The sequence below is a fragment of the Rhizobium sophorae genome (assembly GCF_013087515.1).
In the GTDB taxonomy this organism is placed as follows: domain Bacteria; phylum Pseudomonadota; class Alphaproteobacteria; order Rhizobiales; family Rhizobiaceae; genus Rhizobium; species Rhizobium sophorae.
In genome coordinates this window covers 296,412-308,433 of sequence record NZ_JABFCN010000045.1, presented here as the reverse complement: position 1 = coordinate 308,433, position 12,022 = coordinate 296,412, and the positions used below count along the sequence as shown (strand labels likewise).

The window sequence follows — 12,022 nt, the reverse complement described above, 5'->3', positions numbered from 1 at the left end:
CGTCCTTTGATGGGCCGGACTCTAATGCAATCTGGAGGAAATTACCCGTGGCAGGTCAGGATCTATGTCTAGACCTGCGGCTAGCCTTGGATTGATGCGGATGATCGAGGCGGTGCCCGAGCGCCTTGACGGCTCGCCGCGACAGTTGCGGCGGTTCTGGTCTGATGAGTTCAAGGCCACAGCGGTCGAGCAAGCCTGTCAGCCGGGTATGAACGTCTCTGCAATTGCGCGGCAAATCGGGATACTTCCGTCTCAGCTCTATCGCTGGCGCAGAGAATTCCTGGGAAGTGATGAGCCTGGGCAAGCCGCAGCGACAATGGATCCGCAGAGCGTTGTATCCGACCCCGACCCCATCGTGGAGATCATGATTGGCAATATCGTCGTGCGGGTGGGCCGGCATGTCGACGAGGCGCATCTGCAGCGCGTGATCCGGGCGGTTCGCTCAGCATGATCCCCGCGGGTGTAAAGGTCTTCCTCGCCAGCCATCCCATCGACTTCCGCAAAGGGCCGGACAGTTTGCTGTCGCTGGTGCGCGATGCCGGCAGTGATCCGTTCAACGGCTCGCTTTATGTCTTCCGGGCGAAGCGCGCAGACCGGGTCAAGATAGTCTGGTGGGATGGGTCAGGGGTCTGCCTCTATTCCAAGCGGCTAGAGAAGGCGCAGTTCTGCTGGCCGCGGATCGGCCACAACCGGGTGCTGCTCAATCATGCTCAGCTTATGGCGCTCGTTGACGGCATGGACTGGAAACGGGTCCGCTCTGTGGCGGTGAAGCCGCCTGAGATTGTTGGGTAAATGCCTGCGGCGAAGTGAATCAACCGCCTGAAAGGGCAGGAAAACCGGAGCAAAATATGCTCTGGTAGGCCTCATGACGCCGCCCGATCTACAGCTCCCAGATGATGTAGAGACCCTGAAAACCATGGTCCTTGCCATGGCCGAGAAGATAGCGCGCACCGATGCTCTCGAGAGCGAGGTCGCAGATTTGAAGGCCAGAAACGCCGATGCCGATGAACGCATCGAGCGCTGACCCAGATCCTGAAAGCCTTCGATCGGGCCCGCTTCGGCCGGCGATCGGAAAAGCTCGGCTCTCCAAGCATCGATGATGAGCAGCAGGCTTTTGTCTTCGAGGAGATCGAGACCCGCATCGCTGCAATCCGAGCCCAGGTGAACAAGGGTGCCGACCATCCCGATGGCAAACGTCCGCCCCGGCTGCGCAAGGGCTTTGCACCTCATCTGGAACGGATCGAAGTGGTGATCGAGCCAGATGAACTGCCCGAACACGCTGGCAAGCAGAAGGTGCTGATCGGAGAAGACGTCTCGGAGCGATTGGACGTCGTGCCGGCGAAGTTCCGCGTCATCGTTACTCGGCGGCCGAAATATGCCTTCAAAAACGAAGACGGCGTCATCGAAGGCGGTACCTGTTCGATGGTGGTGCTGGGAGCACTTCCGGCACAAGTCATATGAACAGGAGCAGGAGCTGAGACGAAAACTCCAGGCTGCAGAGTTGGATAAGGGAAAGACGCAATGATTGCAGGTTTGATCCTGTGCGCGTCACTGACGGCCGTCGACGGGGACACGATCAAATGCGATGGGCAGAATATGCTACTGCTGGGAGAAGGTGTTCCGTTCGCCTCGGGCACCGATACGCCGGAGATCGGATCGCACGCGAAGTGCATGAAGGAACGGAAGCTGGCGCTGATCGCCAAGGGCAGGCTGAAAGAGCTTTTGGCTGAAAAGGGATTGCGCGTCGTGTTCAGCGGCTCGGTGGACCGTACGCAATCGCACCGACATCTCGTTAACGTCTATCGAACGAACGGTGAAGAGATCGGGAATAAGCTCCTTCGCGAGGGTTTCGCTTGCACGTGGAGCCCGCGCCAGCGCAACGACTGGTGCGGTTAAACTGATGCGATGGCGACCGACGAGGATCGACGACACCACTCCGCAACTGAATAGATGCTGCGGTGTCAAGCCGACGGTTCTTCATGATCTCGCATCAACGCAGATTTTCTGTCCAAAATGCAGAGCAACCGCCACGAGCAAAACGCAACCATTTCTCAGCGACGCGGCCAGGCAACGTGAACACCAGACATGACGGGCGGCAGAGGCTTGGAACAACCCAGCTTCTCGACAATGTTGATGAACGCGGGTTCGTTCAGCGCTCCTGCGGCATTCCGCCCATCACACATTTTATCCAAAGCCGCAGATTCGTGTTTCGGAATACGGTCGACGCATCCGCCTCACCTCGGTAGAAGGTGACTATGAACGATTCGAAAGACCAAAACAGAGACCAAGACGAGCGGCAAACCAAGCCACCGCTTCCAAAGGGCGAGAAATTTTTCGATCCGTGGGACGCAGAGTTTCGTCGCGCTTACAAGCCGGACACGTTCGAGTTCTAGAGTGGCGAGGTCCTACTCTATCTCATAAACCGCTGCGTGGTCCTGAGCCTCTCGCAGCCCCTTGTAAGACGCATGTGCGAAGCGGTGCGTCAGCGTCACCGAGCAGCGGCTGCGGAGCTTGCGCGGCGGCTTTTTTCATCCGGCCATGACATCAGCACAGCCTTAAAAAGGAACTTGCCTAGAATGACTATCGACTCATCTGTCGTGACCAGAACATAACGAGAACATCGGCGCGGCCGCCAACGGTGGCCCGGACCCCGGCAGATTGGTGCGCCTAACAATTTAGGTACCGCAATTATATTCGTTTCGACAGGTTGACTTTTTCATTTCAACACGGTGAGAGAGCACCCAGTAGCAGATGACTGTGTTTCTCCAAGAGTATCAAATGAGCAAGAGGAACTATCGTCCGGAGATCGATGGCCTACGGGCAGTTGCCGTCTTGCCGGTAGTGCTTTTCCATGGAGGAATCGGTCCTTTTCACGGTGGCTTTGCAGGGGTCGACGTTTTCTTCGTTATCAGTGGGTATCTGATCACGTCGATAATGTATCCTGATCTCGTTCACGGCACTTTTTCGTTCACGAAGTTCTACGAGCGCAGGGCACGACGGATCCTGCCGGCCCTGTTCTTGGTCATGGCAGCGAGCATTCCATTTGCTTGGCTTTCACTTCTTCCGATGGACATGAAAGGTTTTGCTGAAGGTCTGATCGGCGTATCACTTTTCGTATCCAACCTCGTTTTCTGGAAGCAAGCCGGCTATTTCGATGCCGCCGCCGCTCTAAAACCGTTGCTTCATACTTGGAGCTTGGCCGTTGAAGAGCAGTTCTACATCTTTTCAGCGGTGCGCCTCTTCGTCAGACCAGGAAGGCGGATGCCGGCGGCGCGATCCCATTTCGGCAGCTCGTTGCAGGCCCCGACGACATCGCCAGAGTTCAGCTTGCGGGTCAGTGTGGATTTGCAGAAGGCGCCGGTGCCGACGTTATAGGTGAAGGACAGGAAAGCGACATATGCGCCGGCCGGCACTTGATCCGGCTGCTTCATGCAGGCACGCATGCCGATCTCGAACTCCTTCAGGCCATCCCCCAGCATGTCCTTGCATTGAGCAATGGTGAATCTGTCGCCCATCTTCACGCCGCGCGTCTCGCCGAAGCAGACCGTCGGAATGCCGCGGGTCGCGGTAGGCGACGGTTCGCAGCCCTTCGAAGGTGCTGACGACAGCGATGCATGCGGCAGCGATCGCGCTACCCTTCTTGAGGCGGCTTGCCATTCAGGTCTCCTGAAGCTTTTTGCTGGACGAAGATGCGGGCGATGATCGCAGAGACGGCGAAAAGGCCGGTGAGCGCCGACATTCCGAGTTGGATGTAGATGTTCTTCGCAACCCAGGTGGCGGCCACGGAGGTGTAGATCGGCTCGATGATGATGAAGAGCAGAGCGAGCACCATGAGGCGCACGCTCCAGGCGCGTTTCAGCACCTCGCGCCAATTATGGACAAGCATGGATAAACTCCAGATTGTGGGTGGTGGCCGACGAGGCGCGCTTGTTTCTAAATGCTTTCCTGATCTACAACCGATTTGGGGAAGGAGACTCGTTCATGCAGGCAAAGGCTCTTGTACTGGTACTATCGGTTGCGCTGGCAGGGTGCCAGACGCAGAGCGGCGACATGGAGGTAGCCCCCGTTCCGGTCCCCGGAGCGGACCACGCTCTGCAAATGAGCAACACACCTGACGTCGAGTACAATCCGGACGACAAAGAAGACCGCGAACGCCATGCACTTAATTATCTGAAGAAGCGATGCCCTGCCGGTCGCATCATTAAGGAATCTGTGATCGAGACCAGCACATCCGATCAGGGTCGCCCTGCCCGGAGCTACATTCTTTACGTGAAATGCTAAGGAAGGATCGTCGCTTCAGGCGCGGTCCCTCGATCCGGCCTGTCTAAAACAAAGATGAGGGTTGTAGCTACTGATCGTGCCGTTGCCGTACTGTTCGTTAGCCTATATACGATTTCCGCCGATGAACATTGAACTTAATAAGGACGAGACTTTGGGGATTCTGCGCAACGTCGCACATAGGCTGGGTTTGACGAACTCTGCTAATTCGAACGCGTGATCTCAGAAGATAGGGCTACTGCACCGGACGAGTACAAATTTGCGGACGAAGTGCTAGCGGCTTTTCACTCTGGCGGTGGTCTCGCGCCGCGCATGCAGGCGTACAAACTTGTTTCATTGAATCGGTTGCTTCAATCCTTAAAACCGGCATCAATTCTGGAACTCGGCAGTGGCTCATCGACAATAGTTTGCGCCCGCTACGCGTCTCGAAACAACGCGAAGTTCGTCACGATAGAAGAAAGCAAGGAGTCGCTCGACAATACCTTGTCGATGCTGAACAGCTTTGGCGTGGCCGACGCCGTCACTCCATATGTCCGAAATAAGCATATCGATGTTGTGTAACCGCCCGATTGGAACCGCCTGCCGCCTAGCGCCCTGATGGCCTAAGACACGTGTTTAACGACGTCGTTAGCGACGTGTCTTAGGCGAGGATTGCGATGCGCGTTGAAATTCTTGGGCAGGAACGTCGACGGCGGTGGCGCGAAGAAGACAAGCTTGCAATTGTCATGTCGGTTGGGGTTTCTGGAGCCACGATCACAGAGATTGCTCATCGTCATGATGTAACGCGGCAGCAGATATACGCCTGGCGTAGCGAGCTCAAGAAGAAGGGGCTGCTCCCGGTGTCTTCGAATGCATTGTTCATTCCCGTCGATCTGAATGCCGTGCAGAACGATGCCCCTGAATTGAGGGAGAGCTGCTCCGGGATGATTGAGCTACGATTGATCTGCGGCCGCACGCTTCGTTTCGAGAGTTCTATGGCTCCCGATGTCCTGACGCAGATTATCCGGGCAGTGGAAGCAGCATGATTGGGCCTGGGACCGGCGTTCGGGTGTATCTTGCGTGCGGGATCACGGATATGCGCAAGGGAGTAGAAGGCCTTGCCGCGCTTGCGCAGGATGTTTTGCGTCAGAAGCCGACTGGCGGCGCGGTCTTCGCCTTTCGCGGCAAGCGTGGCGATCGTTTGAAGCTGCTGTATTTTGATGGCCAGGGCTTCTGCCTGTATTACAAGATCTTGCAGAAGGGGCGGTTTCCTTGGCCTTCGGCATCCGACGGGACTGCCCGGCTGACGTCGGCCCAACTGGCGATGTTGTGGGAAGGGATCGATTGGCGTCGTCCTGATTGGGGTGCGCCACCGGCCCGTGTCGGGTGATTTTATCCCACTGAAACCACTGGTTTTTATGGAAATTTATCCTGGCTCGTGGTAGTCAGGATCATGTCTAGCGCGACGACAAATCTTCCGGACGATCCAGCCTTTCTCAAGGCAATGATTGCCGCTTTGCAGGCGGAAAACGCGAAGATGTCGGCCACATTGCAAGCGCATGATCAGTTAATCCAAACGCTGCGGCTGCGCATTGCCAAGCTGAAGAAACAGGTCTTCGGCAAGTCCTCCGAAAAGATTGAGCGTGAAATCGAGCAGTTGGAACTAGCGCTTGAGGATCTGTTGATCGCCGCCGCTGAAGGCAGTACGGCGCCAATCGATGAACCTGATGAGGCGGCGTCTGTTGTTCCCTTGGCGGATACATCTGAAAAGATCATGCGCCGGCGCCCACGCGTCTCGGACAAGGCGGTTCGCGAGCGCCGAGAGCTCGATCCTGGCTCCTGCTGCCCGGAATGCGGAGGTGAATTGCGTCTTGTCGGTGAGGACGTCAGCGAAATCCTCGACATGATCGCCGCGCAGATGAAAGTCATCGAAGTTTCTCGACTGAAGAAGTCCTGCCGCTGCTGCGAGAAAATGGTGCAGATGGCAGCACCCAGCCGCCCGATACCGGGCAGCATGGCCGGCGCTGGCCTCTTGGCGTACATTCTGGTCTCGAAGTTCGACGACCATTTGCCACTGTACCGTCTGAACGAGATCTTCGCCCGCATGGGCGCCGACATTCCCGACAGCACGATGGTTGATTGGTGTGGTCGCGCCATGCAGGTGCTTCAGCCTCTCATCGAGCGGATCGAAACGGCGGTCATGGCAAGTGACCTGCTTCATGCGGACGATACCCCGATCAGGGTGCTGGATCGCTCGCTGCGAGACAAGGGGTTGGGCAAGGGTGTGAAGAAGGGCAGGATCTGGACGTATGTCCGCGATCAGCGTCCATGGGCAGGCAGTTCCCCGCCCGGTGCAGTCTACTATTTTGCTCCTGACTGGAAAGAAGAGCACGTCCACCGCCACCTCAAGCAATCAAGCGGCATCCTTCAGGCTGACGGCTACAAAGGATATGGCAAGCTATACGCGCCTGGAGAAAAGGGAGAATCTCGCTTCAAGGAAGCCGCCTGCTGGGCTCATTGGCGACGAGACTTCCACGATATCTGGACATCAAACAAGTCCGAGATCGCGCGAGAGGCTCTCGATCGCATCGGAGCGCTTTACGACATCGAGCGTGGCATCAATGGGCAGCCTCCTGAGATCCGGCTTGCCGCGCGTCAGACCCAGAGCAAGCCTAAGGTCGATGCATTCCGCCACTGGGCTGAAGCTCAACTAACGCGCATTCCGGGCAAAAGCGATCTGGCGACAGCTTTCCGCTACGGATTGAGCCGATGGTCTTCACTCTGTCTGTTCCTCGACGACGGCCGCGTCGCGATCGACAACAATTCCGCCGAGCGGGCACTGCGTCCGATAGGCGTGGGAAGACGGAACTGGCTCTTCGCGGGAGCCGATACGGGAGCGGAGACCTTGGCACGCGCCATGACGATCATCGAGACGGCAAAGATGAATGGTCTTGATCCGCAGGCCTATCTGGCAGACGTGCTCGATCGCATCCACGATCACAAGATCAATCGGTTAGACGAATTGCTTCCGTGGAACTGGTCGGCGATCACCACAATCGACGCGAAGGCAGCCTGATGGCGACAGTCACCTACGTCCGTACGATCAAATTTGTTGCCGAAATCCTCGAAGAGGACCCGGAGCTTCTTCAGGCAATTGTCTCCAACGATGATAATCTGAGCTACGGCAGCATCATCTCCGTGTACACCGGAGACGACGAATCGGTGACCGCACTGACAGACGACGGCATGGACGAATTGGAGCAGATGCTCAAAGATGCCCGCCGCTCACCCCAAGAATGGAACGACTTCCTCGACAGCTTTGTTGACGACGAGCTGCTCGTCGCTCGCATCAAAGCAAAATCTCGGCGGTAGCAATCGGGCGGTTACGATGTTGTAGCGAGGACGGCGTCTTATATCGATCGCCCAACGGTTGCCGCGGATTTCGTGCTTATAGACGGGCCTGCATTGGAATTGGGCGGGGAGAAATACATTGACGCTGCTTGCGTCGACATATTCGACATGCTGCCTGGGCCAAAGACCATTATCGTTGACGTCCGAAAGCCGACAGTCGAACGAATGGTGAAGGAAGTTTCAACTTCATCGTATCGATATACGCCATCGGACATCCTTTCCCGGTCTCCAAAATCGAACTTTAACTATTTCTCGATTTTCAGCCGCGTTTGAGCGCCGGGCGCCACCAAAGCCTCACTCTGCCGTGAAGCACAGGGCAGCCCCGGTGGTGGCTCTGGTGGCTCACACGACCGTCGTGGTGAGCGCAAGTGTCACGTTTCTAACTGCTGGCTGACAGCGTCGCGCATCTAACCAGCTTTGACACGTCGGCTGCCCCAGGCGGCCGTGCTTCAGCCGGTTCAAGGTGAATTTGCCGGCCAACACCGCACAGTCGGGCCGCTTCAGCGTCAGGCTCTGCGACAGAAGCCGAAGAACCGGGAATGGCGCAGCCTGTCATGGTCGTCGACTTGCTCGAATCCCAAGGCGAGCGCCGCGATGCGCTGCCTGACCAGCGTGTGCGCACTGTGGACCTTGCAAGCCGCAGCGCGGCGTCAACAAAGCACGCCGCCATCCGCTCGAACAGGCCAATGACTTGTCGACATGGCGAAGCAAAAGCGCGCCGGCATCCGAGGTGACCGCGCCGCCATCGAGACCAGCCACAACTTTGTGGCCGTCGAAGCATTCAAATACGAGCGGCGTCGCGATACAGTGTAGTTACATCGGACCCCGTCTTGCAGTCTGATAATCTTTGCTACAAAAGGAGTTCTCAGGTTCTTGGGGCCGGTTCACCTCTTACATTGAGATAATTCAGGCTGGGCATGAGCTGGAGTGATATTTCGAATGCCAAATTTGCTTGCGCAGATGCATAAAATCATCTACCGCCGCATCAGATATACCGTGACAAGGCCCAAGCCTCCGAAAACCAGTGTACCATTTGCCGGCCCTGTCGTGGTCGTCGGATCGGCACCCGTTTCCCACAAGCCCGTCGGCTTCGATGAAACATATCGTATCATTTCGGTGAACGCCTCGCAAATAGCTGTCCATGCCTGGGGCATCGATGCGCCCGACATCACCCTGATGGGCTTCAACGAGCTCCAGGGCGGCAATGCGGCAGCGGTGGAGACAAGGCGCGTTCTCACCGGGCACCGCACCGGCGCTCTCTACGTTCTCACCTGGCGGCGGGGTCAAAAACGCCAGGCGCGCGTGAAAAACAATCTGAACTCGTTCAACTATTGCTACCGGGATCTCCATCTCGTGGGCCGCTATCAGCGCATAGCGTTGATGCACAAAGCCAGCGGACTGGTGAACCTTGAGCTCGATGCCGAAACCAAGTGCTCGAACGGAATGATCGCAGTGTTGTTTGCATTATACAGCGATGCAAGCGCGGTCATCATAACCGGCATCAATCCTCATTCGAACGGCCACATATACAACAGCGCCAATCTGACCCGCAAACATACTCGTTTCGACCGGGAAATCCTGATCAGGCTGCTCAGGCAAGGTTATCCCATCTACACAGCCGATCCGCAGGTCTCGGAAGAAGTCGGCCTGCCGCTCTGGCAGGGTGACAAAGAACCGAAGTCCAAGGCGGCGCAATAAGCAACCGACAATTCACAACAGCGATCTTCCCCGGCTTGTCAATCGAGATGACCGGTTCAGTTGCAAGCTGCCAAAGAACACAACGCCATGACATCTTTAGAGCACACTTCGATTTTTAAAGGATGGCCGGCAGAGATGACGCAACCATATTCTGAAGATCTTCGCGAACAGGGATAGCGCGCTTGAATGCCGGAGAAACGATACGATCGATCGCAGCCGCACTTGCGATCGCCCCCTACCTGTGCTTCGAAGTGGAAGAAGCGGCTTGCCAAGACCGGCGCTCTGACGGGGGGTCGCGTCGGCGGGCGCAAGCAGCGGACCTGTCCGGCGAACGGGCCGACTGGCTGCGCCAACGTTGCCGATCCAGCCCGTTCACGACGCGGGGGTCTTGTGGCGAACTGGCCGAACGCGGCATCAAAACCGAGCGACGCGCCGTTTGGGTGTTCGTGCAGGCCGAGGGTCTGGGTTTCAAAAAAAGGTTCTGCCGACCGAGCAGATGGCGAAGGGCAGCATGCCGTTCCAGCCGATGAAAAGACCGATCGGCAGGAAAAGTTTGGCATCGCCGGCGCCGAAGACGCCGATTCCCGGGGCGAAGGGCAGGGGGCCGCCCCCCAATCCCAGTGGAGCAAAAGAGCGCCGCCCCGGTTTCAAAAACCGTGAGCATCACCTGTGGGGTACAGTTCTGGACGTCAGGGTGCCGATGATGCCAAAAACGATATCCGGCACGACTGGAAAATCAAGGAAGTAAGGGGTTTTTCTGAGAATTGGCTGGGGAACCTGGATTCGAACCAAGATTAACGGAGTCAGAGTCCGTCGTTCTACCATTGAACTATTCCCCAGCAGGTGCCGTCGAAGCGTGGCTCGGCTGCTGTGCGGCGCTTATAACCAAAAGCCGGCGGATTGCAAATAGCTGTTTTGAAAAAAATCGGTGCTGCCGCAGAACGTTGAAACCGCCGCAAATCCCTTGTCCAAAAAAGAATTTGTCGTTTTCGGCGGGCGCTGATATTCTTGCGGCAACGCAAAAATCGAATGAGCGCCTGCTGCATATCCCAGGACTTGCGCGGCGCGGTGGAAAAATAACGTGGAAGACCCCGAAGGCGGCGCAAAGCTGCAATTTGACGGGGCGTCGGCGGCAGGGCGCAAGGACGGCAAGAAGTCCAGGCGCCGCAAGGGCAAGCGTGGCGGGCAATCCCGCAACGCGGCTCATACCGCTTCGCATGAGCCTTCCGGCGGTGCCGGACAGCCTGCGCGCCCGATGGAAGATGCAGCCGGGAATCCGGCCCGCAAGCGCAAGCGTCGCCGTCGTGGCGGCCATGGTGCTGTGCAGGACGGTTCACCTCTCCCCCAGGCCATGGAACAGACGGCAGCGGCAGGCAATGCTGTCCGCTCCGATAGCGATTCAACGCCGAGCCGTCGTAACCGCCGCAAACACCGCGGCAAGCGCGGTCTGCAGGGCCGGCCGCTGACACCGGCAAAACCATCAGGTACCCAGCAGCAGGAAAGCCGCGCAGAAGAAACGGTGCTCAGGGCCGAACTGCGTGAAATATCGAATGGCGCGAGCGCCAACCGCCGGGGCCGCCAGGAAAGCCATATCTATCCCGCGCATCAGGGAGATCGCCAGGGCGGCGAGCATGCTTGGCCGGAGGAGCTCTATGCCGCTCTCGATCTCGGCACCAACAATTGCCGTCTCCTCATTGCCCAGCCGACCCGTCCGGGACAATTTCGCGTCGTCGACGCCTTTTCCCGCATCGTGCGCCTCGGCGAAGGCCTTGCGGCCAGCGGTCGTCTGTCCGACGAGGCGATGGAGCGGGCGATCGAAGCGTTGAGGATCTGCGCCTCCAAGCTCAGGAACCGGGAGATCCGCCGCATGCGGCTGATCGCCACCGAAGCCTGCCGCCAGGCCGTCAATGGCGAGGAATTCCTCAGCCGCGTCGTTGCCGAAACCGGCCTCGCGCTCGAAATCATCGATCGAGAAACCGAAGCGCGGCTTGCCGTCTCCGGCTGCTCCTCGCTGGTCGGTCGCGAGACGCGCTCCGTCGTGCTCTTCGATATCGGCGGCGGCTCGTCGGAGATCGCCGTCATCCGTATCGGCGACAATCGCTTCAGCCGCCTTGCCAATCACATCACCCACTGGACTTCGCTGCCGGTCGGCGTCGTGACGCTGTCGGAGCGCCATGGCGGGCACGACGTCACGCCGGAGGCCTTCGAAGGCATGGTGCGCGAAGTCGAAGGCATGCTTGGAAGCTTCGATTGCCCGGAGATTGAGGTCGCCCAGACCGGCGACTTTCACCTGATAGGCACATCGGGCACGGTGACGACGCTTGCCGGCGTGCATCTCGACCTGCCGCGTTATGACCGGCGCAAGGTCGATGGCATCTGGCTGTCCGACGATGAGGTCTCCGCCATGCAGGCAAAGCTTCTCTCCTGGGATTTCGCAAGCCGCGCCGCCAATCCCTGCATCGGGCCTGACCGGGCCGATCTGGTGCTCGCCGGCTGCGCCATCCTCGAGGCGATCCGCCGCCGCTGGCCGAGCCCGCGCATGCGCGTTGCCGATCGCGGCTTGAGGGAAGGCTTGCTCACCGACATGATGGCCGATGACGGCGTGTGGCGGCGCAACCGCAACCGCCGTGGCCAGCGCGTGAGATCGTGAGATAAG

General features: G+C 58.2%; 13 protein-coding genes, 1 tRNA gene and 4 pseudogenes. 13 read left to right on the top strand and 5 right to left on the bottom strand.

The genetic code is table 11. From position 1 onward, the window contains the following. Positions 1–100: 100 nt before the first annotated feature. The 5 genes and pseudogenes from G9X64_RS24330 to G9X64_RS24310 form a co-directional block, all read left to right on the top strand. Positions 101–451: a transposase gene (locus tag G9X64_RS24330; protein WP_171377514.1), complete on the top strand. Its 351-nt coding sequence runs from the start codon at positions 101–103 to the stop codon at positions 449–451. Then, the gene (gene tnpB, locus G9X64_RS24325) at positions 448–792 is read left to right on the top strand and encodes an IS66 family insertion sequence element accessory protein TnpB (protein ID WP_171377513.1); all 345 of its coding nucleotides are present in this window, start codon (positions 448–450) and stop codon (positions 790–792) included. The genes G9X64_RS24330 and tnpB (G9X64_RS24325) overlap by 4 nt, the downstream gene beginning before the upstream one ends. A 73-nt stretch (positions 793–865) precedes the next feature. Next, positions 866–1,458: pseudogene (locus G9X64_RS24320) on the top strand (transposase domain-containing protein); the annotation flags it as partial. A gap of 63 nt (positions 1,459–1,521) precedes the next feature. Further along, positions 1,522–1,896, top strand: coding sequence for a thermonuclease family protein (locus tag G9X64_RS24315; RefSeq protein ID WP_171377512.1), 375 nt, complete (start codon positions 1,522–1,524; stop codon positions 1,894–1,896). 855 nt (positions 1,897–2,751) lie between these two features. Continuing rightward, a pseudogene (locus tag G9X64_RS24310) lies at positions 2,752–3,198 on the top strand (acyltransferase family protein); the annotation flags it as partial. Positions 3,199–3,215: 17 nt separating this feature from the next. Here the strand turns inward: G9X64_RS24310 and G9X64_RS36715 are convergent. Both G9X64_RS36715 and G9X64_RS24305 read right to left on the bottom strand, forming a co-directional pair. Beyond that, positions 3,216–3,554 (bottom strand): lysozyme, encoded by a 339-nt coding sequence (locus tag G9X64_RS36715; protein WP_376766411.1) that lies wholly within the window; start codon positions 3,552–3,554, stop codon positions 3,216–3,218. Positions 3,555–3,631: 77 nt separating this feature from the next. Next, complete coding sequence (locus tag G9X64_RS24305) at positions 3,632–3,886, bottom strand: DUF7940 domain-containing protein (protein WP_171377510.1); 255 nt, start codon at positions 3,884–3,886, stop codon at positions 3,632–3,634. Between the two features lie 14 nt (positions 3,887–3,900). On the opposite strand from G9X64_RS24305, the gene G9X64_RS24300 reads away from it, so the two are divergent. The 6 genes from G9X64_RS24300 (at position 3,901) to G9X64_RS24275 (ending at position 7,629) form a co-directional block, all read left to right on the top strand. Beyond that, positions 3,901–4,281 (top strand): hypothetical protein, encoded by a 381-nt coding sequence (locus tag G9X64_RS24300; protein ID WP_171377509.1) that lies wholly within the window; start codon positions 3,901–3,903, stop codon positions 4,279–4,281. A 213-nt stretch (positions 4,282–4,494) separates the two neighbouring features. After that, complete coding sequence (locus G9X64_RS24295) at positions 4,495–4,839, top strand: O-methyltransferase (protein WP_171377508.1); 345 nt, start codon at positions 4,495–4,497, stop codon at positions 4,837–4,839. 95 nt (positions 4,840–4,934) lie between these two features. Continuing rightward, entirely contained in the window at positions 4,935–5,303 is a 369-nt protein-coding gene (tnpA, locus tag G9X64_RS24290) for an IS66-like element accessory protein TnpA (RefSeq protein ID WP_138396816.1), read from the top strand. After that, entirely contained in the window at positions 5,300–5,647 is a 348-nt protein-coding gene (gene tnpB / locus G9X64_RS24285) for an IS66 family insertion sequence element accessory protein TnpB (RefSeq protein ID WP_003554417.1), read from the top strand. The genes tnpA and tnpB (G9X64_RS24285) overlap by 4 nt, the downstream gene beginning before the upstream one ends. Positions 5,648–5,710: 63 nt before the next feature. Next, positions 5,711–7,333, top strand: a complete 1,623-nt coding sequence (gene tnpC / locus G9X64_RS24280; RefSeq protein WP_171377507.1) for an IS66 family transposase — start codon at positions 5,711–5,713, stop codon at positions 7,331–7,333. Next, on the top strand, positions 7,333–7,629 hold the full coding sequence (locus G9X64_RS24275) for a hypothetical protein (RefSeq protein WP_105009886.1): 297 nt from the start codon (positions 7,333–7,335) through the stop codon (positions 7,627–7,629). Before tnpC ends, G9X64_RS24275 begins: the two co-directional genes overlap by 1 nt. Before the next feature lie 462 nt (positions 7,630–8,091). On the opposite strand, the pseudogene G9X64_RS24270 reads toward G9X64_RS24275, so the two are convergent. Beyond that, positions 8,092–8,472: pseudogene (locus G9X64_RS24270) on the bottom strand (transposase); the annotation flags it as partial. Positions 8,473–8,607: 135 nt separating this feature from the next. Between G9X64_RS24270 and G9X64_RS24265 the strand changes: the two are divergent. Then, complete coding sequence (locus G9X64_RS24265; RefSeq protein WP_171377506.1) at positions 8,608–9,366, top strand: membrane-anchored protein; 759 nt, start codon at positions 8,608–8,610, stop codon at positions 9,364–9,366. 498 nt (positions 9,367–9,864) lie between these two features. Here G9X64_RS24265 and G9X64_RS37315 read toward each other — a convergent pair. Both G9X64_RS37315 and G9X64_RS24260 read right to left on the bottom strand, forming a co-directional pair. Next, positions 9,865–10,033: pseudogene (locus G9X64_RS37315) on the bottom strand (pilus assembly protein CpaA); the annotation flags it as partial. Between the two features lie 98 nt (positions 10,034–10,131). After that, a tRNA-Gln gene (locus G9X64_RS24260) sits at positions 10,132–10,205 on the bottom strand. Between the two features lie 242 nt (positions 10,206–10,447). On the opposite strand from G9X64_RS24260, the gene G9X64_RS24255 reads away from it, so the two are divergent. Then, positions 10,448–12,016 carry a Ppx/GppA phosphatase family protein gene (locus G9X64_RS24255; protein ID WP_171377505.1) on the top strand — a complete coding sequence of 523 codons (1,569 nt, stop codon included), beginning with the start codon at positions 10,448–10,450 and terminating at the stop codon, positions 12,014–12,016. Positions 12,017–12,022: the final 6 nt, after the last annotated feature.

Excerpts from the sequence above, each read along its gene's own strand:
- G9X64_RS24330 (WP_171377514.1), top strand. The coding sequence starts at position 101 with ATGATCGAGGCGGTGCCCGAGCGCCTTGACGGCTCGCCGCGACAGTTG.
- tnpB (WP_171377513.1), top strand. The coding sequence starts at position 448 with ATGATCCCCGCGGGTGTAAAGGTCTTCCTCGCCAGCCATCCCATCGAC.
- G9X64_RS24315 (WP_171377512.1), top strand. The coding sequence starts at position 1,522 with ATGATTGCAGGTTTGATCCTGTGCGCGTCACTGACGGCCGTCGACGGG.
- G9X64_RS24305 (WP_171377510.1), bottom strand. The coding sequence starts at position 3,886 with ATGCTTGTCCATAATTGGCGCGAGGTGCTGAAACGCGCCTGGAGCGTG.
- tnpA (WP_138396816.1), top strand. The coding sequence starts at position 4,935 with ATGCGCGTTGAAATTCTTGGGCAGGAACGTCGACGGCGGTGGCGCGAA.
- tnpB (WP_003554417.1), top strand. The coding sequence starts at position 5,300 with ATGATTGGGCCTGGGACCGGCGTTCGGGTGTATCTTGCGTGCGGGATC.
- tnpC (WP_171377507.1), top strand. The coding sequence starts at position 5,711 with ATGTCTAGCGCGACGACAAATCTTCCGGACGATCCAGCCTTTCTCAAG.
- G9X64_RS24275 (WP_105009886.1), top strand. The coding sequence starts at position 7,333 with ATGGCGACAGTCACCTACGTCCGTACGATCAAATTTGTTGCCGAAATC.
- G9X64_RS24265 (WP_171377506.1), top strand. The coding sequence starts at position 8,608 with ATGCCAAATTTGCTTGCGCAGATGCATAAAATCATCTACCGCCGCATC.